Raw genomic sequence first — 22,601 nt, forward strand, 5'->3', positions numbered from 1 at the left:
CGAGTATTTTGACTCAAAACTTTACCCTTTAAATTGCTAACTTTAACTTGAAAATACTAAACTTTAACCCGAAATAATAAAACTTTAACTAGAATTTTTCAAAATGATAAAACTTTAACCCGAAATGATAAAACTTTAATTTTTGCAATTTTATTCTCTTGTTTTTTTTAAAACGATTAGAATAATCGTTGATCAGGTTTATTGATTATCAATAAACCTGATCTATAATATTATAAGCGGTTTTTGCAAGTTTAATAGGAGCTATAATATCCATGAACAAATTATTGATATTCATTATTTTATTAGTCTTTTCATGTAATTTAAGTAATTCTGATCAAAATAATCCACTAAACATGTCAAATAAAGAAAAAATAAGCGAATATCAAATAAATGAGTCGTCAAACAAATATTCAATTTTCAAACGAAATTCAAGCGTTAAAAGATACACGTTCAACCATTATTACTAACCAAAATGATAATATTAATTCTACTATTAACTACCCACCTTATATTCAAACTATCTTAAAAATAGAAAAACAAGTTGACGGAAATATTAATGGGATGACTAAAGAAAGTGGCACAGAAACTAAAAAGCTTTTAGAAATTCTAAATGGGAATATTTCTCGATTTAAAGATGCAATTCAATATGGAGGAAGTTTTAGGGCTAAAGATGTTAGAGAAAATCAAACCCAAAAAGAAAACAACAAAGACTCGCATATTCATGTCGACGATTTTAAAGAATACATACATTTAATCATGCCTAGCATTAACAATAATGCTGATAGTAGTAGTAGTTATTACTATACCAACTACATAATAAATGGAGACAATTTGTTAAGAATTATTAGCAACTTATAAAAAATCTTTATAAATTACCAATATTCTTGACAATTTTAATACTATTTTTTTTATATACTATAATATTATGAAAAAAAATCAAAAAAACAAGTGCTCAGAAATAGAAAAAACACAATTAGAAATAATAAATAACCAATCAGAAATAGAAAAACAACTCCATCAATTAGAAATTGAGTTTACTGGGGTATGCCTGCTTTATGTGACAATACATTATTAAATCTAGAATTGAATAATTATTCTCAAAAAAAACTATTAAAATTTTACAACGAAATTCTTAAAAAAGATAATAAAAATTCTTGCGATCTACCAACAATGAATAAATATCTTGATATATTAGAAAAAACAAAAACCATAGTAAAACTATCTTTTAAAAACCAGTCCAAATATATGATTTATTATAAAATTAATTACCCCCTTAAAGTGTTTCGTTCAACAATACAAGACTACTATCAAACAATAACAGATAAACTAAAACTACGGTTAGAACTAAACTATCCTACTACTATTTAATCGTAAAAAATATTTCTTTGCAAATTAAGCAATTTAGAAATATAAATGTAAAGACATATATTTTTATTTGATAAATAATAAAAATTACTGGGGCACTATTTGGAAAAATTTTTAAAAGAAATATTAAGTATGAATAGCAAAAATAGGCTATCTTCACACTTAATAATTCTTATTTACACACTAAACAACATTGACCTAAATTCAAAAAATATTGGATACTATAGTAGGGGCTTTATACGCCGTGCGTTTACTTTTAACATAGATAAATACTCCAGTAAACTAAACTACTTTTACTTATTCTTTATAAAATAGTTATTCTTATGATTTATATACTCCAGTTCTTATGGAAAATATTGTTTCTTATTTATAATTAAATGTATATGCTCCAGTAAACTAAACCACTTTTGCCTATTCTTTATGAATTCTTCTTCCCTATCATTCAAAATGATTAAATCTTTAGATACGCCTAACCCTTATATATAAAGAAGATTAAATCCACGAGAGAGTAAGGGTCTTTAGTAAGGCTGGAATTTTGGTTTTATTATTAAAAGATTTTTTATTTAAAGAAAGTGGGTTTTGATTGTTATAACTTGATCAAGTAGTTCTTATCCATGTTTAGAGAGATTGAAACCTTAGTAAAAGGTAATTTTGATTAATGTCTTTATACTATGTGCCTTATATAAGCAATAATATTTTTTAATGTAATAAGGAGAGTATGTAGAATTATTTTTTAGAAATTTTTAAAAAGATTTGGCTTTTCTATTAGGTTAAAGTTTATAGCTTTTCAAATAGTAGTACTCAAAAGAGAAGTATGCAAAGTATGCTTTTAAACCAAGAAACATGCCTCTCTTTTGATAAATTGGCTTAAGCCTTAAATTTATACCTTGTGATCTATAATAAAGTTTGCTTAATAGCTTTATAAGCCCCCTCAAGTTCTACAGCAGCACCTAAAAAATCTGCTTCTTTTTTATAAAAATTATTATACCTGCTTCTTGAATTTATTTCCCTATCATTAACCATATCTCCAATAGTTTTCACAATACACTCAAGAGCTATAAGATCATTTTCCTCTACAAACTCTTTAGCTTTATTGACAAATTTTTTAGAAGCTTCAACAAACTTACTATCAACAAACTTAGAAGATATAACATCAAAACTCTCAATGTAGGCTAATACAACAGATTTTCTAAGTTTTTTATAAGAATCAGCAACATGTCTGGCATTAGACACATCATTATCTACAGCTTGGTCTAATTCTATAGCAAAATCATCAATTAATTTACTTAAAAACATAGGTTTGTATTCTTCTATAATCTTTTCAAGCTCCTTAAACTTATTAACAATTTTATTGTCTTTTTTAAATATAGATATAGCTTGATTAACCTTACTTTGATCAGAAAATGTACCTTCCGAATAAGTCATAATATCATTATATGCTCCTGTACATTCGTTATAAATAGCGTCTAATTTTATAGAATAATACTTGGCCTTTTCAACAAAAATTTTAAGCTCATTAATATTTCTCTGATTTAATCTACTAACATCACATGATAATAAACTTATTGAAATTAACATGTATATTGATAAAAAACTTTTTTTCATATTTTCTCCCCTGCTAAAATCTTTAGAGATTCATAGCCTCTAGCACAAGTATATTGCTACAAATACAATTTTACTATATCTTTAATTTTTTGTTTCGATTTTTATATATTTTTTAAAAAAATTGCTTTATCTTTAATACTTTATGTTCTAGATTAATTATTCTCTCTAATAGACTTTGAGCATATTTTTTTTAAATTTTTCTTTTTTTATTAAAACATGAATTGCTTTTATATAACAAAAAACACTTCCTTTCTTAAATCTAAATTCTATGTAATGAATTTTATACATGGGTACAGTTTTGATAGTTTTTTGTAATAATATCTTCGTATTTAAAAAAAGTGGTCTTGTTAATCTTTTAAATCCATAAAACATTCCCAAAAATTCATCATTAATACTTTATAGAAGTTATTGATATTAAAGATGATTTAGAAAACTTAAAAAGCTATTTCAAAAAATTGAAAAAACATATCATTATTGGAATAATCTTTGTTATAATTCTTTTATTTTTTAATATAAAAAATAAAAAGATATTATTAAAACACATTATAAGAAAGATACCTTTTTAAGTAAAAGTACATTTTGCAATTAACATATAATTTATAAAAACTCTTTTTATAAATTACATATTAATTGCTAAATCATCTTCTTTTGCTATATATGTAAGTAAAATGCTACCAATATGACATCCTGAGGACCTTTTATGGAGACTTGTAAAGCTTTTTATTTCTAATGTTTTAGCTTTTATAAAAACACCAACCATGACACATATTGAATTTTTAAATCTATAAACATTATTTCCTTAAATTTCTAAAAGTTTTTTAGGCTCTGTATTTAAAAAAATCACTTCACCAAGAATAACCTTTTCATCATTTAATAATAATGTTTTCTTGCTAAGAAAATTTATAAATCTATTTAAAATGCTTAATTAAGCTTATTTGTTTTCAAATAATTCTCATATCCTTTTATTAAAAACAAAATGTATTCTTCTCCCTTTTTATTTTTTAGCACCTCAAAATCATTAAGCAAAACCTCAAAATCTTCTTTGGTTAGCGAATAAAGACTAGCTACAATAAAGTTATTTTCATTTTCTTTTTCTTTGAAAAATTCATCTTTAGTGTCTAATTTTAGAATTTTATTAACTTTTTCTTTGCTAAATTTAAAATGCTCTAAGTAAAGCAAATTAGAGAAATTTAAAGGATCATTTTTAGCTATTAACAAGGAAGTGTTTTTTACTAAAGTTAAGTATATCGGATTAGCTAAAATTTCTTCTTCTTCGGGTTGAGGCATAGGGCATTGATATAAGCATGATTTTACAATATCAGTGCTTAAAGCAAATCTTCTTATTAAATAGTCAAAAACAAATGAATTAAAAATAGATATAATAAATAATTTTTTATAAATAGATATTGGTGTTTTCTCATAATTTATATATATTGTAGAAACACAATAACAATTTCTAGGAGATAAAGTACTAATCATGGTTCTTATATCTGTATTTCTTGCAATCCTTCTATATAATATTTTTTCTATTTGATACTGATTGTCTTTAGTTGATACTTTTTGAAAGTCATCTTTATCTATCCATAGTAATTTAGAGCTTTCTTTTGCATCTTTGTCTTCAAAAAATCTTGAATTAAACTGATGAATATTAGCTCCAGAATAAAGAAATATAAAATTTTCATTATTATATTCTTTACATAGTGTTTTATACTTTGTTAAATTTAGCCCTACTCCAAAATTAATATATTCTTCACTAAGAGTACTAAATTTGCTAAACATTTTGTTAATTAAGATAAGCTCTTTACTATCTTTAAATTCAATAATTGATTCTTGAATAGGAGACAGTTTTTTAATTTGCTCTATATCTAATTTAATTCCTTTATAAGGATCATCTTTATTATTTTCTAAGTTACTGGTTATTTCTTTTAAAATATTATCATTACTCTGAATCATAAATTTTGCTTTAAAATTCGATGTAGGAGTTTTAGTATTGCTTATTTGAAATATTGCAAATTTAAAAAGTGTTGCCACATCTTTAAATCTTTTTTGATTTTGAAATTGATAAATATAGTTAAGCTTATAGTTAGTAAATATATATTTTCTTAGTATCCTAGCACTAGATTCACTCCAAAGAGCTGAAGGAACTAAATAGGTTAAATTTCCGTTTTCTTTTATTAATTTCAAATTAAATGCTACAAAATATCTAAAAAGATTTGGATCACCACCACTAGCAAAATTTTTAAAATCGCTTTTATAAAGATTGTTGATAGTACCCATACTATTTTTTTCTTCATTGTATTCAATATTCAAAGGATGATTATCTCTGCCAAGTATTTCTTGCTTTATTTTATTTTGTTCTTTTATGCTTAGCTTTCTATAACTGGGAATATGTTTTGAGAAAAACTCTGCTTCATTAAACTTAGTTTTTTCCCATGGAGGATTTCCAATTACAATATCAAATCCTTCTTGAATATCTGGAAACTCAATTCCATAATGGAAAAATTTATAGTGGCTACTTAATTTTCTAATTTTCTCCATTTTTTCATTATCTTCACTAGAAATTTTATTGCCTAAAATATTCTCAATTAAACTAATTACAACTGCAATATCACTAAATTCTATATTTAAAGATTTGTCAAAAGATAATGAATAAAGTTTAATTAAAGAAAATATTATTCTTAAATTATCTATATATTTACTTTCTTCATATTCTTTGTATATCTTTTTAGATCTTTCTATATCTTCCTTAGTGGTATCGTTAATACCTTTAATTTTTTGATAACCATCTTCTAAAATAGTTGTAATTTCCTTAATTCTTTTTTTAAATAAAGAAAATCCACTTTCAAATTTCTTTTTTGCAATATCAAAAAATTCATCTTTAGTATATCCCAAGAGAGCATTTCCTGTTTTTATATGATGCTCAATAAAGCTTAGTGGCGTTCCAAAAATAAAGGTATTAATCCACAAACTTAGCATAGTAATTTCAACCGAAATAGGATTAATATCAACACCATAAATACACCTCTTTAGCAGCATCCTTTTAAGCACCAATTCTTTACTTATACTATCTTGAATATCATACTCCTCACTTTCTTTAAGAATAATCCCATATTCTTTATCAAGCTCTTTTTTTACATCTTCAAATTTATCTAGCTCGTACCATACCTTTTCTGTTAAGTAATCTAGACAAGAAATTAAAAAATGCCCTGATCCACAAGAATTATCAATGATTTTTATATCTAAAGGGGACTTGGTTTTAAGCTGCTCTTCAATTGATGATATAACCATAAAATCAGTTAAATCATCTGGAGTATAATATGCCCCACTTTTCTTTCTATCAAGTGATCTAGATGTAAGATAAATATTCCCTTTAAGATATGTAGCAATTTTGTTTACTTTATTGTTTTCAAGCTCTTCTTCAGTACGAATGAGATAAATCCCGTCTTCAACAATACGATGAACAGTAGTATCTGCAATTCTTAGGTCATATTCAAGTAGAGTTTCGTATAATTCTCCAAAGCTTTTAGGATCTAGCCTTGAATATTTTACAAATTTTTTATCTTTAATATTTTTTTCTTCAAAGAAAAGTATTTTGACTAATATTTCTTCAATCTCACTAATACTGAGTAAACTTTCATTATTTAAATATTTAACCTTATCTTGTGCAAATAATCCTCCATTAAATATGGGAAACTTTATTGCATCACTTCCTTTATCAAGCAAATTGAAAATTGTTATTATTTTTTTATACCCTAATTTCTTTTTTGTATTTTCATCATAAAAAAAATATCTAAAAGATACAGAAGATCTGTATAATTTATTTTCTTCTAATATTTTCTTAAATATGTCGTTATCTTCAATATATGCAATAAAAAATATTCTTAAAATAAAAATAATTGACTCTTCAAGTATGCTAGCCAAAATATGACGAGTAATTTCTTTGTCTGATACTTTAAATTCTTTGTCATATATATTTTTTGCAATTTTAAATACTATAGAATCATCAGGTCTCTCATAAAGTATCTCTCTAAGAGTTTTTTGAATTATCTCTTTTTCTTTGGATATTTGTTCTTTTTCAACTGATATTATATTGCTTGTCTTTAGGTATCTTTCTTTTCTTATAAGATAGCTAAATAAAATAAACCATTCTTGCTCTTTATATTCTTCTTTTTCTTTAATTTTAGAAAAATCAAATTCAATATATCTTTTTTCTCCATAAAGTACTTTCGATTTATCATATAATCTCCATACCTTTCCATTTGAAAGTATCCCATAATGTTTTTGATATTGATTTAGATATCTGTATAGCTGATCTTCTGCTTCTTTTACCTTATCTTTAGCATCAAAACTAAATGATGGACGCTTAACTTCTGCTATAAGCAAGATATCTTCAGTTGGAATAGATTCATTATTTTTTTTAGCTTCTTCTAATTTTTTATTAAAAGCTACTTTATCTTTATCATTTTCAAAAAGTAGTATATCTACTCTGGATTTTACTCCTTCTATTTGCCCACCTTTTTGTTGTTCTACTGAATAAGCTAATTCTTCAAATATAGACTTTAGCAAAGACTCTATATTTGCTTCTGTTGAATTGTCATCTATAGCTTGAATTTTATTTTTTAAAAAAATAAAAAAGTTTTTTGATTTAACAATATTTTCTTTTTTTATAAAGCCTTTTGACAGTTCTTTATAAAGAGATACATTTGGATCATTTGTTTTTATAATGAATCGGCTTTCATTGTTCATATTTACAACCATTATGTTATTTATAAATCCTTTTTAGCCCTTCTTGATACTCGAAATGTACTCTAAGATTAGTTTTTTTAAAATTAAAAAAACTAATCTTAGAGTAAGTCGGCCAAAACTTGTTTTAATATTTATTTGACTATCAATACTCTATCTTTAGAATAAGCTTGTTAAAAATTATTTCTCACTTTTTCTCAATTAATTAAAGTTATTAATTTATTTTTTATAAGGCATCCTTAATTAAAGAGCATTTAAAAAACACTTTTTTAAAACCGAATTTTTCTTAAACATTCCCCAATTTGTGAAGCATAAACAAAAAAATGTTTTTATCCTTTTCATTTTCAAAATTACAATTATAGAGTCTTTTGTTAATTTCTTCTTTAAAAACATCTTGCTCAGAATCATGCAAGCAACAAAGATGCAAAAAATTTTTAAAAGAACTTATCAGGTCAAAAACAACACAAATAATAACCCAGTTTTTATTCATAATTATCCTCTCTCAAAATTAAAAAATAAATCAAAGTCTTTGATTTACAATTTTTTATTAAGCAGTGAAGGGGGAAAAACAAATTGTCCTAAATATTTAACAAAAAATGGAAATAGACTTAATAAACTTGGTTTTTTCTCAGGAAGGATTTCTAATTACAACATCAAATTCTTCCTGAATATCTGGAAACTCAATTCCATAGTAAAAAAATTTATAGTAGCCGCTTAATTTTCTAATTATATCTATTTTTTCTTTATCTTTACTAGAAGTTTTATTGCCTAAAATATTTTCAATTAAACTAATTAAAGCTGTAATATCACTAAATTTTATATTTAAAGATTTGTCAAAAGATAATGAATAAAGTTTAATTAAAGAAAATATTATTCCTAAATTATCTGTATCTTCACTTTTCTCATATTCTTTATATATATTTTTAGATCTTTCTATATCTTCTTTAGCAGTATCGTTAATACCTCTAATTTTTTGATAGCTATATTCTAAAATAATTGTAATTTCTTTAATTCTCTTTTTAAATAAAGAAAATCCACCTTCAAATTTCTTTTTTTTAATATCAAAAAATTAATCTTTGGCATATCCTAGTAAAGGATTTCCTACTTTTATATGATGTTCAACAAAGCTTAATGGTGTTCCAAAAATAAAATATTTTAATAATCTAACTTATTTTTTTGAGATAGTTTTTTATAAAACTTGCCCAAGCAATCTATACTCTTAAGTTCGGGTTTTCTCAATCACCTATAACTTTATTTGCTAATTAATTTTTTATAAAAGCTATCCTTAAATTTTTCAAAATATACTATATGAACTACTGCTTAAAAAGCAAAGACTATAAAATAAGTAGTTCATCAGAAAGTTTTTGATGGTATTACTACTATTAATAGAATTTAAAAAATCGAGCTTACCAATGTATTTAAATAAACTAGAAAGCAAACCACAATACATGATTAAAATGATATGGGCAATAAACTTAAAAAGTTTAACGATAATTTTGAAATTCTTATTAGAATCTAATTAAAAATGTAAATTTATATAAATTTTATAAATAAAGAGTCAAAGAAAACGCTTTATACTAGAAAGTCTTTATAAAGATAATAAAATATATTTTTTAGAACTTTCTTCAAAATATAAATCTTATATAAAGAATATAAAAAAGAAAATAGAATTTCAAAATCATTAAATATCGAATGATATTTTTAAAATATAGTTTGAGGACAAATAATAATCGAATGATTTTTGAAAATTAAATTATTTAGATATTTAGATATGGAAAAAGCCCCCAAAGGGGCATCTTTATCTGCGATGATAAACCCTAGGAGAAAGAATTGCCTCTACCCTAAATTAACAATAGTACTAAAGTATAGCACAACATAAAAATACTTAACAAGATTAGATTGATTCAAACTAGACTAAGAAAATTTAACAAAGATAATGTTGAACATGGAAGTGTTGGCCAAGCATAAAGAAATAATTTAACTTGGAAACATCTTGTTTCACTACTTGAAAAAAAATGAAAATAGCCGTGTCAATACGAATACAGCCCAAAATATCTAAAAACCTACAAAAATATTAGCTGATTATATCTATTTTTTTCTTAAGTGAATATGAATAAAAAATTCTTTGTAATTTCTATTTAAAAAATTTAGCAATTAGTAGCATAACAATATTTGTTATGCTAGATATAGCAATGGGAACTATTATTACTGTAATAATAATTATTATTCTGTTGCTCACCTTGAGTTTTTCCAATAAAAATTGACTATTAATTTGAACTTCTTTTTTAAGAGCTTGTGCCAAATTAAATATGTCTTTTTGTAAATTCTTTTCTACAGAATCTATCTTAGCATCTAAATTAAATATGTCTTTTTGTAAATTCTTTTCTACAGAATCTATCTTAGCATCTAAATTAAATATGTCTTTTTGTAAATTCTTTTCTACAGAATCTATCTTAGCATCTAAATTAAATATGTCTTTTTGTAAATTCTTTTCTACAGAATCTATCTTAGCATCTAAATTAAATATGTCTTTTTGTAAATTCTTTTCTACAGAATCTATCTTAGCATCTAAATTAAATATGTCTTTTTGTAAATTCTTTTCTAAAAAAGAAATCTCAGAAATAAGGTTCTCGAACCTTATACCGAATTGTTTTTCTAAATTTTCCAAATCTCTATATGTAAGCTCATTGTGATAATATCTTTTTGACAAATCTTGAGCTATTAACTGTTCCATTCCTAGTCGCAGAAACTCTCTATATATTTGATCTTCGGTAATATTTGTCGTTGCCAAAACTGCTTTCATAATTCACTCACCTACTATATATATATTTTAACATAAATCAAAGCCAAATATCGGAACATTTCCTTCAAAATCTCATAAAGCAGATATAATGCACACAAACTAAATATATTTTCATATTTAATCCCTCTTTATGAGAAAAACTTATTCCACTTTATTAGGACCGCTACCCACCTTAAATCCAATTTTTCTAAAAAAATTTATTTTATTCGTTGATATTTTAGTAATTTATATAATAATAAATTGAAATTATTAGATAAAAAGCTAAAGCTCATAATTTCAATTTATCTTGATGATTAAAAATTCAAAACAAATAAGCACTTAAAGATCTAAGCGCTTTATATCTAATAAAATTTATTCTTTTGAAACTCTCAATATCAATGCTTGGTAAACTTTTTAAACAATCAAAATAACCTTGCACATAATATTATTGGCTCCAGAATCATAAACAAAAACTACTTTATTCCCTTCATTGCCATTAACTTGAGACATACACTGAAGCTTTGCTTTCTTTTTTTTAAAAAAGTCTATCTACTTTAACATCTGACTCATTAATGCCTTCTTTGACTTTTTTTGTTGTAACTTTTTTTGATTTATCCCTACATTTTCTGCAAGTCTTAAAAAGATATCTACTTGCTATTTCTTATCTTTTTGATAATCATCTTCAAAATTTTTAGCTACATAATTTTATTTTTGGCTTTACTTATCAAATCATTAACAAGATTAATATCGCAAAAAAACAAAAGAATAGGGTTAAATAGATCCCACTAAAACACTTTTTAAATAACTCTCATCTTCCTGAATTATTGAATCACAAACAGATTATTTTCCAAAAGTATTACTATTATTTTTTTCATATAACTTTAAAATCTACGTATTGATTTATAAATTCTCTGATTATATCAGTTACTAGGCTTGTAAACAAAAAAGGCCAGCGAAGCATCAAATGCTTCGCCTAACCTTCTAAGCTGCTTGCCTTAAAGTCCTTAAATTTCTGATTTAACTCCTAAGAAATGTCACTTATTTTCCAAGTCTTCCAATTTAGTTTTTACATTTAACACTATCTTAAATGTCCCCCACAACTAATGACAAATTGTAATTAGACATCACAATTAAAAGTATCTCTATTTTTTATTTTATTGCTAATACCCTGAGAAAGCCTATCTACTATTTATTTAAACCATTCAATTCTCCATTATTTATTACAAATTGAAAAGCACCCGTTATTTTTTATAAACCAATAGCCATATAATTTAATGTGATTTGTTTCATCTAATGTCTTCTAGTTATAGGGTTTCTTTCTGCATGGGGGCTGCCTAAGACTTGATATGCCACCATTATAACACTTGCAAAAAATCAAGTAAAATTGACCATAACCACTCTTCCACAAAAGCAAACATAAGTGGTAATTATAAATCTAATAAAATGCAAGCCATTTTTTATTATTACAAACAGCGTAAAGTGGCTCTTTTAAATTTTAAAAAGTCTTTTTTATTAATTACCAAAGATAAGTAAACTTGCAAATAAAACTACACGTATTGAAAGTAGATTTGAAATTTCCATTATATTTATATATAATGGCACTAAATATCTGAAAATGAAGGAGAAGCGGGTGGGCAATAAAATTTTTTATATTTCAGTGGTTTTAATTTTAATAGTTGGTTGCGACTGGGGAACTATTAAAGATAAAAGTACAGAAATTTCCAAGCTATTAAGAACGGACAAAGATAAGACTAAAAATCAAGATAGAATAGAATTGGGTGAAGATAATTTTGTATCTAAAAATAATATGTCTACTACTGATACGGGCATTACTAGTTTAGGAAGTCTAAACAACTTGGATTTAATTAATCGTTCACAGCGGGTCAGTGAACCACCTATAATCTCAAATGAGAAAGCCATAGCTACTCAAGCAAAAGTAGATTTAATGAACAACATTAATGTTACTATAATAAACCCAAAACCAGCTCAAAATTTGGGAAATTCTTTAAACAATACTACTACTGAAGATAGTGTGAAGTTTTTATCAATTGAAAACCAAGAGTGGCTTATTAGTAAAAAGATTTTGCCCAGTAAGTTGGAAAATTTAGAAAGCTTTCTAAAAACACAACACGAAAAAGAAGCTTTTAAGACGGCTAAAACTATACAAAGTCTCATTAGTAATTCCAATATGGGTAAAGAAATTATTAAGTTTAAGGAAGAATATTACAAACTTTATAATTTGTTTGAAGGCATACAACAAAAATTCCATAGTCAAAGGAATTCATTTATAAAAGATACTAAATTTGGGGAAAATAGACAAAAAAATGCAGTTATATTTAAATCCTTTTCATCTATAGAGAAAGAAATTAGAGATTTGAATTATAAGTTGMGTGAAATCCAAAGTAATTTTCAAATTGCAGATGTTAGCTGGAATAATGCAAACTCTCTTTTAAAAGAATCTATAGAAAAATTAATTCAGGCAATTGAAAAAAGGTATGACAATGAGAGTAGAAAGCAAGGTCAAATTGGTGGACCTGCTAATAGATGGGATAAAAATCAAGCTGACAATTTTGCTAAGGATGCAAAGTATAAGGCAGAACATTCAGCAAATGATTTGGAAAATGCAGCCAACTATTTTAGATATAGTTGTTCAAATGAAAAAGAAGCTAAAAAGCTATTAGAAGAAATTAAAAAAAGATTTGTACGAATTGGTATTAGCCTATAAGTAAATTTGAATATTTCAATTTTAAGTATTATGCATAAATATTAGTAATAACCTAATATTATGCATAATATTCCAATCTGAGATTTCTCTATATATTTTTTACTTTCCCAACTTTTATGTATGACCCTTTTGATTTCTTTTTTATAAAAAATATCTTCTAAGTAAATTTAAAAGTATCGCGTAAATAATATTGTGTAGAAACTATCAAAACCAAAAAGTCAGAAACAAGCTTTAACACAAAATATCAAACCGCCTTACCCAACGGACTTTATGCACATTTCTTATCAAATAAATCTAAGTTTTTCATCTTTACTCTTAACACTATATTCTGAATAATAAATCCTTGCAAACTCAACCAAGTATCAATTTTTGAATAAAGAATATAAAATTTTGGATAATGGGGTTTTAAAGCTTATTGATTTTAAGAAGAGAGGCAAGAGCTTGCTTAAGATAAATTTATCAACTTTTTCAGAATATAAATACTATCTATAAACACAGCCTGGAGAGGGATTAATATTAATCTAAGCAAAATAAACACAATTAAAAGGCGAAAACTAATATAATTGCTTTAAACTTTTTTGTTTTAATCTTTAATTATTTATAAGTCTGCATTCAACTATCTCATATATAAAGAACTGGTAATTACTTTTGCAAGAAATCTTGTGCCTTGGGTCACTTTAACAACATTAGAAATGGATTTTATAACATCTTTTTTTGCCACTGCTTGATCCTTATTTGATAGACTTAGACTTAAAAATCATTAATAATAATATTGACCCTTCTTTGGCCCCCTTAAACCGCTTCATCTAGGGCATCTTCAGAAGCTATTAAAGCTTTTTCAACTTCTTCTACTTTAACAAATTCTTTTTTTGTCAATTCTAATTCCTTATTATTTGGAGATTTATTTGACATTATTTATCTCTCTATTAAAGATATTGCCTTATTCTACAACATAAACAGCCTTTTAAGCTTGAGCGGCCTTTTTAGAAATTTTAACAACCCTATTTAATCCTTGGCAACATCAAAATCTTCTTCCCTCCGAAAACTTTGCTACAATCGCTGCTTCTTGTTATACAACAACAGCTCTCTTGATAATAAATGACATCAAAAACATTGAACCTACAAACTTTTTAACTATATTCTTGTCAGTAAATTTAATTAACTAAAGAAGTGATTCTTTAACACTCTCCCTAATTTACTAAGAACACTCTCTGTTAACTTTTTAATAGTATCTAAATATGGATTAACCCGATATTTTTAATCTACATTTAACCATCTTTTTTATCTGATTGTCCTAAAATATTAGATTGAAATTGAATAATATTCACATTATTAAAATCTGCAAACACATTTAAATTCACAAATCCAAACAACAATCCACTAATTATTAAACATTTTAGACATTGTTAATTCTCCTTGTTTGAACTGATTTATTTTTAACAAAGATTATCAAACTTAAATTTATATTAAATGGAAAAAAACAGTTCTATTTTATAATAGTTGAATTTATTATTATAAAAACATATTTTTATATCAAACAAATCATTCAAGCTTATTAAAATTTCTGCATATCAAAAACCAATGAACGATCTCTAAATTAACAGAGACAATTTTTAATAGAGAAAAACTCTCGCCCCACCTAAAAGACAATAGTTTTACACAAGCTAACTATTTAATGCTTTACCTGTCATATTTAATCTAAAAGAAAATACTAGATCATCAATCCATGTTATAAATGAAGCCTTATGCACACCAAAAATATCACATTTGCTTGTGTTTTAAACAAAGTTTTTTAATAACAATAAGAAGAATAATAAGAATGCGTTCAAACTGTCAAAGTTTTCAAGCTTGAAAATAACCAAATCTTGGTTTAGCAAAAATAAAGGTGATGAACTTCATTTGGTAGGCATTACTAGTGCAAGACCAAGCAATAATATCTAGAGAAAATAAAGTCGAGCTCAAAAATCGTGCTTTTAGCTTCCTTATAGAGGATACTTTTTTGACCAATATACTTATTCTCCCCTTGACAAAAAAATCAAATGTAAAGGTGTTAAAACTTTATTTTGGTACTTACGTGGAAAATACTAAAAACAAAGAAGAAGGCACTTGGGTGATAAATGACTAGAATTTTGAGAATATCATAAAAAACTTCAAGCCAATAATATCAAATTTTGATTTGGTGCTGGGAATATGGAAAAAACAGGAAATTATGTTGACAAGCTTTAAGAACCTATTGTTAAGAATAAAGAATTATTTGCTATTTACATCGAAAGAAACAATGCTAATAAAAAACATTGTCCTTTAAATAAGAACAATAAAACTCCCATTAGCTAAAAATAGATGATTATCTCAAAAATTTAGTGAACTGGTGTTTAGAAAACACTTGTCCTGAATTCTTGACCACCGAATTTACTAAGAAAGAAACACTTACAAGAAGAGCCCTGGTAAAAGCTTTTTGGAATACCAAAATTTTGCATTCCAAATAATAGAAGTCTTCCTGATAATTATTTTGTAAAAAAATAGACATGATATTGACAATAGCGATCTTAATTTTCAAGGTGAGTGAATCAGCAAGATTAGCCTCATTCATTCACTGTAATGTTGGTTGGCATTGATTAACAGATACCACTAGATTTTTGATCAACATTATTGATCTTGATGATCACATGAGTAACAAACATTTATTTATAGATTTATAGTATACAGATTGCAAAGAAAAAAAAAGACCTAAAAACACCTGCTGCTTATGTTTTTACAGATATGATATTTAGAAGAAAAGTTGATGACGATTTTCAAATTCAACTGAAAAAAACTCTCTTTTGACAGTCAGGTTTTAAACAATTTTAACAACAAGCTTTGCTTAAACTGTTTGTCAATAAAATATTTGAATTTTTAAACAAAAATACACCAAGCAACAAGTTTACATGTATTTAGAATGTTTTTTTTGCAGTCTTTAAAATGAATAAAGCTGGCAACCCGGCATAAGACATTATGAACTACTATTTCTAAAATTAAAAATTATAAAAATAAATTCTTAATTTATCCTGTGATAGCCTTTTAGATCCTTTTTCAAATTTTAAATTTACTATGTTAACTATAAACACTTTTGAAAAAGGTCTTTGGCTTTTTCCTATAGTCTTTTTATTTTATTTTAAACCACTATTTCTATAATCTTTGACTTAAAACTGTGATTAGCTAAAAATAATAAAATATTTAGTTAGGTATTGAAATTAATCAAATATTTTGAATATAATTAAAGCAATTATTGATAAAAATACACTGAACATGGAGATTAAAAATGAAACCAGCCATATCTAATCATAACCACCAAACCAATAAAAATAAACTACTTGGTAAAATCTGTAGACTGAAAAAAATTATTTCAGTAATCAATTACTTAAATAAAGAATTTAAAAAAAAATATAATACCTCAATTAATAAAGAACACTTTACTTCTAAAAAAGTAAAAGAACTTCGAGTTCATCATCAAGGAGATATCCTTCGCGTACTAAACTCAAATATACATAGAGAAAACAAAAAAGAAACCACAATTAATACTCTAAGACTAGATTTAAAATTTTTGGTTAAGCTAAAAGCATTAGAAAAAAGAATACTAACATTTTCAAATAGCTTCGGAGAATTTAAAGGAAAGCTTTGTATATATAAAGTGTCGCCTATTGCATATAAATTGATTAATGCATATTTTAATAACACTAAAATAGACTTACTTAAAAAAGTAAAGGAAGAGAAAGAATCTTTTAAGCCTAAAAATATCACTGAAAATATCACTGTATATAATAAACAATATATAAATATATATAATAAGAATTCTATAGAAAACTCTTTCTTTAAAAGAATTAAATCAATAATTTTCAATGCAAAAGAACCAACTAAATCATTAAAAAATACTTTATTAAACTATAAAGATTTTAAAAATTATCTAAAATATGATTATGAGACAAAAGATATTAAAGAGTTTTTCTTATCTAAGCTAAGTCTTTATAAACATAAAATTCACTTTATGAGGAAAACCGCACCCTATAAAACTGATTTTTACACTCTTGCAGGAGAATTTAAAGATACTTATACTACTAAATGGAAGGTAAATAAAATAACTAGCTTTTCAGGACATGCTAGGATAATAGCCAATAATATTCTGGTTAACACTTTAAAAAAAGGATTAAAATTTGAGTAAATTACTTGAAAAACTAAAACAAAAAAAAACTTTAATGAAAATTGACAATATTTTAATTAAAAAAGATATTTTTAGCAAAATAGAAGAAATAGATGGAAAAAAAGTATACTATACGAAAATATTTAAACATTTAATTGATTTTAAAGTTACTAACAAAGAACAAAGATTAAGACTTGTATTCCAAGAATTTAATAATAACAATAAAGATTATTATTTTTTTAATCTTTTTTCATTGGGAAAAAATGATAAATTTTTGGGAATAAAATATGGATGGGATTACCTTGAAAAACCCTTCTTTCTTAAAAAAGAAGACAATAAAATTTATGCAATAAAGAAACTCTATTATATAGAGTTTAGGTTTAAAAAAGGATCCGTCAAGTCTTACATATTATCTTTAAGAACTTTGTTGAGAAAAAATGAAAAAGAAAGCACTGAGTATTATCAGTTTACGCTAAATCATCTAGAAAAAATGGAAAGTAAAGTATACAAATTTTACAATAAAAAATCACCGGATGGAGGAATTTTAAAAAAATGGATATTAAAAAATCAGATATTATAACAATGGCTTCAATTAAGGGAGGAGTCGGAAAAAGTGTGCTTTCTATACTTTTTTCTTATGTATTAAAGGAATTGGGCAAAAAGGTGCTTCTAATTGATTTAGATCCACAAAATTCTTTAACTTCTTATTTTAATAGATATATTTCAAATATTGAAAAATATAATACATATAGTATGTTAAAAGGAGATTTCCATTTTAATGAATGCATTAAAAAAATTGATGATTATATATCTATAATCCCCTCTCACCCCATTTTGGGAAAATTTAATTCGGAAGCCATTGATTACAAAGAAGTTATTTTAGAACATCATTTAAATGAAAATATGCAAAACTATAATTTTGATTATGTTTTATTAGATACTCCTCCTAGTTTAGATTTTCTTTTAAAGAATGCCTTGAATGTTGCGGATTATATTGTGATTCCAGTTCAGGTAGAAATATGGTCAATAGAAAGTTTTACTATTTTGATTAACGCAGTTAATGATATTACAAAATTTAGAAAGAAAATATATAATATTTCTATTGTGGAAAACCAGTTTATAAAAAATAGAAACACGATAAAAGAAGTGGAGGACTTGCTTTATAAAGAATATAGAGAATATATTAAAGGCAAGATCCATTTTTCAAATAGTATAAAAGTTCTTATAAATGGACGATTAGAGCCCTCTAAAAAAGAAATGTATTATAGAGAAATAAAAGATACTTTAAAAAATATTTTTTCTTTATAGTTGGCATTTTTACTAACTATAAAGGTACTTATTTAGGGTTGTCCGATATCGGACAGATAATTTTACTAAAAATTATCTAAAAATAGGAGATAAAAATGAAGAAAAAAGACAATAAAAAGCAGGTAACTTTATATAAAAGGGTTGAAATCTCAACAGGCAAAGAATTAAGTTTAGGCAATAATCAAGATAAGGAATTGAGAAATTACAATGAGTTAAAAGAGCAGTTGAAATTAAATTTAAAATCCGATATTAATAATAAAATTCAAAGAATGAAAATTTTATATGAAATTAAGCAAAAAGAACTTTATAAGTATGATGGCTTCAAAAGTTTTAAACAGTTTATAGAATCTTATATAATTGCTAGAAGCCAAGCTTATATGTATTTGAAAATTTATGAGAAAGTTTTAGAAGGGATTATTTCTATTGAAAAAGTTAAAGAAATGGGTTTTGTAGCTACATATAAAAATATACTAAAAAATAGCTTGTCAGAGATATATAAAGAAAATATGGTTAAAGAAAACCCAGAAGAAGGTGTTGGCACCCAAAATAAATCTATTAGAATTTTAATGAAAGATGAAAAAGTTTATGATTTTTGCAAAAAAGATATCAAAAGAATCTACTTTATTTTAGAGAAGCTAATTAAAGATAAAAAAAATATCTTATCAGATCTTATAATTGAGTATGAAAATTATAAAAAAGATAAAAAGATAAAAGTGAGCTCTTGATTAAAATTGTATAATATATTATAATCAAACTAGGTTAGAGAGCTTTTCTCTCTCCGTGTTCAGTAGTAAAATATTTGCCCATAGGGGGCTTTTTTTGTGCCTACTATATATTAAAAAAATAATAAAGTATTTTCTACTTACAATTTCTATAAAATTTAGGTAGATATAAATTCAAAACAAAAGATTGTTAAAGTATTCTCACGAGATTAATCTTTTATTAAGCATTTATGCTTTTCTCATTAAATCTGATCAACCTTTTATCAGATTTAATTTTTAGGGTTTAGTAGAATTTTTATCAACAATAATTCTTTCATAAATTTTATTATTTTTATCAAATTTTAATTCAAGTAGCCTTTCAACTTTAATGGCGATCTCTTATGTCGCAGAAAATAAAAATTTTAATGTTAATAAATTGTATTTTTTATATTGATAAAAATACACAGAAACACGTAACAGATTTACAGATAAAAAGGAAAAATAAATCGCGTTATTTTTGATTTTTGAAATCCGAATTTTAGTTTTTGGTCAAAACGGGTAATATCATATTTTATTTAAAAATAAGCTTAATAAAATCTATAGAAATAAAATAAGATTACTTTAAGCACATAATAATATCTATCTTTATCTCAATAGCATTGTTGAGATTTAAAAAACCATTTATTTTTGTATTTATTTTAATTTTTTTACTCTTAATTTAATAAAATCAAACTTCAAATTTTGGATTTTTACGCAACTTTTTTACTATCCTAAGTTTATTAAGCAAAAAAATATTAACTTTATAAAGTTAATCTCAATAAATTTATTCTAATTAGTAAACATTTTACCAATTACTCTAGCATCATTTACTAATGACTTAGAATTATTATGGTTTACAATATCTACGGGCTATCTTCTGCAAACAAAATTCAGGCTTACAAATAAATACTCTTCGAAAGTAATTTCACACTTCAGCAGGCTACTTAAGCTTAAAAATACGCCCTGAAATCACCTTAAATTCTTGTTAATAATTTCATATTTTGAGCAATCTTTCACAAGTTCTTTGATTTCGAAAGAATTGTAATTATTAGATCTTTAAATTTGAAATCAAAGAATTTTTATACGAATGAATTGATTTGTTTACATGAAATCCTAGATTTTTAAATTTTTTAAGAATATTGATTGATGCTAATTTAATTATATTTGAATTTCTTTTTGGTTTTTTTGGAAAAGATGCGTTGACCATTATTAAGATTTTTTCTTTGAAATGAATAGTTTTTGTGCGCTGTTTGAATAGCATTAAACTCTTAAAAAATGTATCAAGCAGCTAAAGTCTTATATTTTTATTTTTTGCAGTTCTCTTTCTCCGCATTCACCTATGAAATAATATAATAATAAATACAATATTATGTTAAGTATATATTTCAGCATCATCTATAAAAATAATTTTAGGAAAGCTTGTTTTCAATGATTCGTCAAATTTAGTTTTATAGATATTTGAGCAAGGAATTATTTAGATATAACGATGCTTGAAAATATAAAAAAGAAAACCCAAAATACAAATTTATAAATTTTATAAATACCTTATTTTTAATGTCATTAAGAATGGATTGCTTTTATTATTCTTTTGTTACTTCTAAAATATCAACAGCAGATGTTATTTTAAATAGTTATATTTTTGCACCTTGTGAAAAGCAGATGTAAACAAGTGTTTTTCTAGAGTAAATTTTTTATGATAAGGGGGTACTGCTACACTATGTGATGTTGGTGTATGAATTTGTGTGAACCGCTATTTAAAATTAAATAATAAGCTTTTATAAAGTTAAGTAATAATTACAGCATTAAAGATAGATTATTGCCTTGCTATAAAGAATACATAAAGCATTTATATGGTTTAATTTCAATAATGCAGTACACCAGCAAATAAATACAATATTAAATTGTATTTATTAAAAATCATATTATATTGATATTAGATTGATATATTCAATTTTAATATATTGTATTACATAATATTATAGGATATAAAATAATACAATGTAAAATTTTAAGTAAGGAGAATATTTATGAAATATAATACGATTATAAGCATATTTGTTTGTTTGTTTTTAACTGCTTGCAATCCAGATTTTAACACAAATAAGAAAAGAACTCTAAGTAAGGGGATAATTTCAAATCAAGATGCAGATTCTGATAAAATAATAAAAAATAAATTACTTGATGATTTAATAAATTTAATAGAAAAAGCGAATGCAGATAGAGAAAAATATGTAAAAAAAATGGAAGAAGAACCTTCGGATCAATATGGAATGTTGGCTGTTTTTGGAGGTATGTATTGGGCAGAATCACCACGGGAATTAATATCTGATACAGGTAGTGAGAGATCTATTAGGTATAGAAGGCGTGTTTATAGTATTTTATTAAATGCTATTGAAACTAATGAATTAAAGAAATTTTCAGAAATTAGAATACTGTCAATAAAAGTACTAGAAATATTTAGCCTATTTAATCTATTTGGAAGTACTCTTGATGATGTGGTTGTTCACTTATATTCCAAAAAAGATACTCTAGGTAAACTAGATATTTCAAATTTAAAAAGACTTAAAAATTTGTTTGAAAAATTATTATCTATAAAAACAATCGTTTCAAAGATGTCAAAACGTCTTTTATTGGATTATCAAAATAATGAAAATTTTATAAAAACAGATAACGCCAAGCTTGGATCTTATGTGGTTGCACTTTCCAATCAAATTCAAGAAAAATATAATGAAGCAGAAAGGCTGAAAAGCGAGATAATTTTAATATATACCCTTTAAAGGGTATATATATCCACTTTCTGAGTCAATATTGGCATCCTTTCTCTCGGCAGCAGAACTAAATGCTTCACCACCACCAACGCTCTCCTAATATCAGTTAGTATCAATTGGATTATTATCGGCATCATTTAGCACACCATTATCATCTTTATCAGCATCCACAATAATCACATTTAATATCTACTCACTACTAACCTTGGTGGCATCATCAGTCAAGTTTTGCATTTACAATTTTTATAGATTTAAATAAATAACCTTATTACATTTTGAATTACATGGTAACAAAATTAAAAAAGATCATGAATATAAAGAAATAAAAGCTAAGACAGGCCCCGTATGAGGTTAAATTTATGTATTTTATTTAATAAATTATTTTCAACAT

Annotated in this window: 18 protein-coding genes and 1 pseudogene; 9 read left to right on the top strand and 10 right to left on the bottom strand. The window is 24.9% G+C overall.

Translation table 11 applies throughout. The annotated features are described in order from the left end of the window. Positions 1 to 390 precede the first annotated feature (390 nt). From BB_RS04305 to BB_RS04315, 3 genes are all read left to right on the top strand, one after another. Positions 391 to 858 (top strand): hypothetical protein, encoded by a 468-nt coding sequence (locus BB_RS04305; protein WP_010890309.1) that lies wholly within the window; start codon positions 391 to 393, stop codon positions 856 to 858. A 67-nt stretch (positions 859 to 925) separates the two neighbouring features. After that, positions 926 to 1,075, top strand: coding sequence for a hypothetical protein (locus tag BB_RS04310; protein ID WP_012614969.1), 150 nt, complete (start codon positions 926 to 928; stop codon positions 1,073 to 1,075). Beyond that, on the top strand, positions 1,045 to 1,368 hold the full coding sequence (locus BB_RS04315) for a plasmid maintenance protein (protein ID WP_010890305.1): 324 nt from the start codon (positions 1,045 to 1,047) through the stop codon (positions 1,366 to 1,368). Before BB_RS04310 ends, BB_RS04315 begins: the two co-directional genes overlap by 31 nt. A gap of 891 nt (positions 1,369 to 2,259) precedes the next feature. Here BB_RS04315 and cspZ read toward each other — a convergent pair. The 7 genes and pseudogenes from cspZ to bdr form a co-directional block, all read right to left on the bottom strand. Beyond that, positions 2,260 to 2,970: a factor H-binding protein CspZ gene (gene cspZ / locus BB_RS04320; RefSeq protein ID WP_010890313.1), complete on the bottom strand. Its 711-nt coding sequence runs from the start codon at positions 2,968 to 2,970 to the stop codon at positions 2,260 to 2,262. A gap of 165 nt (positions 2,971 to 3,135) precedes the next feature. Next, positions 3,136 to 3,342: a DUF226 domain-containing protein gene (locus BB_RS07780; RefSeq protein ID WP_244264097.1), complete on the bottom strand. Its 207-nt coding sequence runs from the start codon at positions 3,340 to 3,342 to the stop codon at positions 3,136 to 3,138. Between the two features lie 247 nt (positions 3,343 to 3,589). Next, positions 3,590 to 3,730: a hypothetical protein gene (locus tag BB_RS04330; RefSeq protein WP_012614973.1), complete on the bottom strand. Its 141-nt coding sequence runs from the start codon at positions 3,728 to 3,730 to the stop codon at positions 3,590 to 3,592. Positions 3,731 to 3,891: 161 nt separating this feature from the next. Further along, a complete protein-coding gene (locus BB_RS04335) occupies positions 3,892 to 7,728 on the bottom strand; it encodes an Eco57I restriction-modification methylase domain-containing protein (protein ID WP_010890314.1) in 3,837 nt (1,278 codons plus the stop codon). Positions 7,729 to 7,999: 271 nt separating this feature from the next. After that, positions 8,000 to 8,203, bottom strand: a complete 204-nt coding sequence (locus tag BB_RS04340; RefSeq protein WP_012622757.1) for a hypothetical protein — start codon at positions 8,201 to 8,203, stop codon at positions 8,000 to 8,002. A gap of 141 nt (positions 8,204 to 8,344) precedes the next feature. After that, a pseudogene (locus BB_RS07785) lies at positions 8,345 to 8,863 on the bottom strand (class I SAM-dependent DNA methyltransferase); the annotation flags it as partial. A gap of 984 nt (positions 8,864 to 9,847) precedes the next feature. Beyond that, entirely contained in the window at positions 9,848 to 10,516 is a 669-nt protein-coding gene (gene bdr / locus BB_RS04345; RefSeq protein WP_010259844.1) for a Bdr family repetitive protein, read from the bottom strand. A gap of 1,609 nt (positions 10,517 to 12,125) precedes the next feature. Between bdr and BB_RS04350 the strand changes: the two genes are divergently transcribed. Then, the gene (locus BB_RS04350) at positions 12,126 to 13,220 is read left to right on the top strand and encodes a hypothetical protein (protein WP_164928168.1); all 1,095 of its coding nucleotides are present in this window, start codon (positions 12,126 to 12,128) and stop codon (positions 13,218 to 13,220) included. A 616-nt stretch (positions 13,221 to 13,836) separates the two neighbouring features. On the opposite strand, the gene BB_RS07915 is transcribed toward BB_RS04350, so the two are convergent. From BB_RS07915 to BB_RS08025, 3 genes are all read right to left on the bottom strand, one after another. Next, complete coding sequence (locus BB_RS07915) at positions 13,837 to 13,941, bottom strand: OMS28 family porin (protein WP_010256521.1); 105 nt, start codon at positions 13,939 to 13,941, stop codon at positions 13,837 to 13,839. Positions 13,942 to 14,012: 71 nt separating this feature from the next. Further along, positions 14,013 to 14,132, bottom strand: a complete 120-nt coding sequence (locus BB_RS07920; RefSeq protein WP_012614965.1) for an OMS28 family porin — start codon at positions 14,130 to 14,132, stop codon at positions 14,013 to 14,015. A 356-nt stretch (positions 14,133 to 14,488) separates the two neighbouring features. After that, complete coding sequence (locus tag BB_RS08025; protein ID WP_269843541.1) at positions 14,489 to 14,581, bottom strand: OMS28 family porin; 93 nt, start codon at positions 14,579 to 14,581, stop codon at positions 14,489 to 14,491. 1,937 nt (positions 14,582 to 16,518) lie between these two features. Between BB_RS08025 and BB_RS04360 the strand changes: the two genes are divergently transcribed. The 5 genes from BB_RS04360 (at position 16,519) to BB_RS04380 (ending at position 22,219) form a co-directional block, all read left to right on the top strand. Then, entirely contained in the window at positions 16,519 to 17,415 is an 897-nt protein-coding gene (locus BB_RS04360) for a plasmid maintenance protein (RefSeq protein WP_010890315.1), read from the top strand. Beyond that, a complete protein-coding gene (locus BB_RS04365; protein WP_010890310.1) occupies positions 17,408 to 17,974 on the top strand; it encodes a DUF226 domain-containing protein in 567 nt (188 codons plus the stop codon). The genes BB_RS04360 and BB_RS04365 overlap by 8 nt, the downstream gene beginning before the upstream one ends. Further along, complete coding sequence (locus BB_RS04370; protein ID WP_010890311.1) at positions 17,947 to 18,702, top strand: ParA family protein; 756 nt, start codon at positions 17,947 to 17,949, stop codon at positions 18,700 to 18,702. Before BB_RS04365 ends, BB_RS04370 begins: the two co-directional genes overlap by 28 nt. A 95-nt stretch (positions 18,703 to 18,797) precedes the next feature. Beyond that, on the top strand, positions 18,798 to 19,427 hold the full coding sequence (locus BB_RS04375; RefSeq protein WP_010890312.1) for a chromosome replication/partitioning protein: 630 nt from the start codon (positions 18,798 to 18,800) through the stop codon (positions 19,425 to 19,427). Positions 19,428 to 21,469: 2,042 nt separating this feature from the next. Beyond that, on the top strand, positions 21,470 to 22,219 hold the full coding sequence (locus tag BB_RS04380) for a virulence associated lipoprotein (protein WP_010256558.1): 750 nt from the start codon (positions 21,470 to 21,472) through the stop codon (positions 22,217 to 22,219). Positions 22,220 to 22,601: the final 382 nt, after the last annotated feature.

The sequence above is a fragment of the Borreliella burgdorferi B31 genome (assembly GCF_000008685.2).
In the GTDB taxonomy this organism is placed as follows: domain Bacteria; phylum Spirochaetota; class Spirochaetia; order Borreliales; family Borreliaceae; genus Borreliella; species Borreliella burgdorferi.

Bases quoted from the DNA above. Each gene is read 5' to 3' on its own strand.
- BB_RS04305 (WP_010890309.1), top strand. From the start codon at position 391: ATGAGTCGTCAAACAAATATTCAATTTTCAAACGAAATTCAAGCGTTA.
- BB_RS04310 (WP_012614969.1), top strand. From the start codon at position 926: ATGAAAAAAAATCAAAAAAACAAGTGCTCAGAAATAGAAAAAACACAA.
- BB_RS04315 (WP_010890305.1), top strand. From the start codon at position 1,045: ATGCCTGCTTTATGTGACAATACATTATTAAATCTAGAATTGAATAAT.
- cspZ (WP_010890313.1), bottom strand. From the start codon at position 2,970: ATGAAAAAAAGTTTTTTATCAATATACATGTTAATTTCAATAAGTTTA.
- BB_RS07780 (WP_244264097.1), bottom strand. From the start codon at position 3,342: ATGTTTTATGGATTTAAAAGATTAACAAGACCACTTTTTTTAAATACG.
- BB_RS04330 (WP_012614973.1), bottom strand. From the start codon at position 3,730: ATGGTTGGTGTTTTTATAAAAGCTAAAACATTAGAAATAAAAAGCTTT.
- BB_RS04335 (WP_010890314.1), bottom strand. From the start codon at position 7,728: ATGGTTGTAAATATGAACAATGAAAGCCGATTCATTATAAAAACAAAT.
- BB_RS04340 (WP_012622757.1), bottom strand. From the start codon at position 8,203: ATGAATAAAAACTGGGTTATTATTTGTGTTGTTTTTGACCTGATAAGT.
- bdr (WP_010259844.1), bottom strand. From the start codon at position 10,516: ATGAAAGCAGTTTTGGCAACGACAAATATTACCGAAGATCAAATATAT.
- BB_RS07920 (WP_012614965.1), bottom strand. From the start codon at position 14,132: ATGTCAAATAAATCTCCAAATAATAAGGAATTAGAATTGACAAAAAAA.
- BB_RS04360 (WP_010890315.1), top strand. From the start codon at position 16,519: ATGAAACCAGCCATATCTAATCATAACCACCAAACCAATAAAAATAAA.
- BB_RS04370 (WP_010890311.1), top strand. From the start codon at position 17,947: ATGGATATTAAAAAATCAGATATTATAACAATGGCTTCAATTAAGGGA.
- BB_RS04375 (WP_010890312.1), top strand. From the start codon at position 18,798: ATGAAGAAAAAAGACAATAAAAAGCAGGTAACTTTATATAAAAGGGTT.
- BB_RS04380 (WP_010256558.1), top strand. From the start codon at position 21,470: ATGAAATATAATACGATTATAAGCATATTTGTTTGTTTGTTTTTAACT.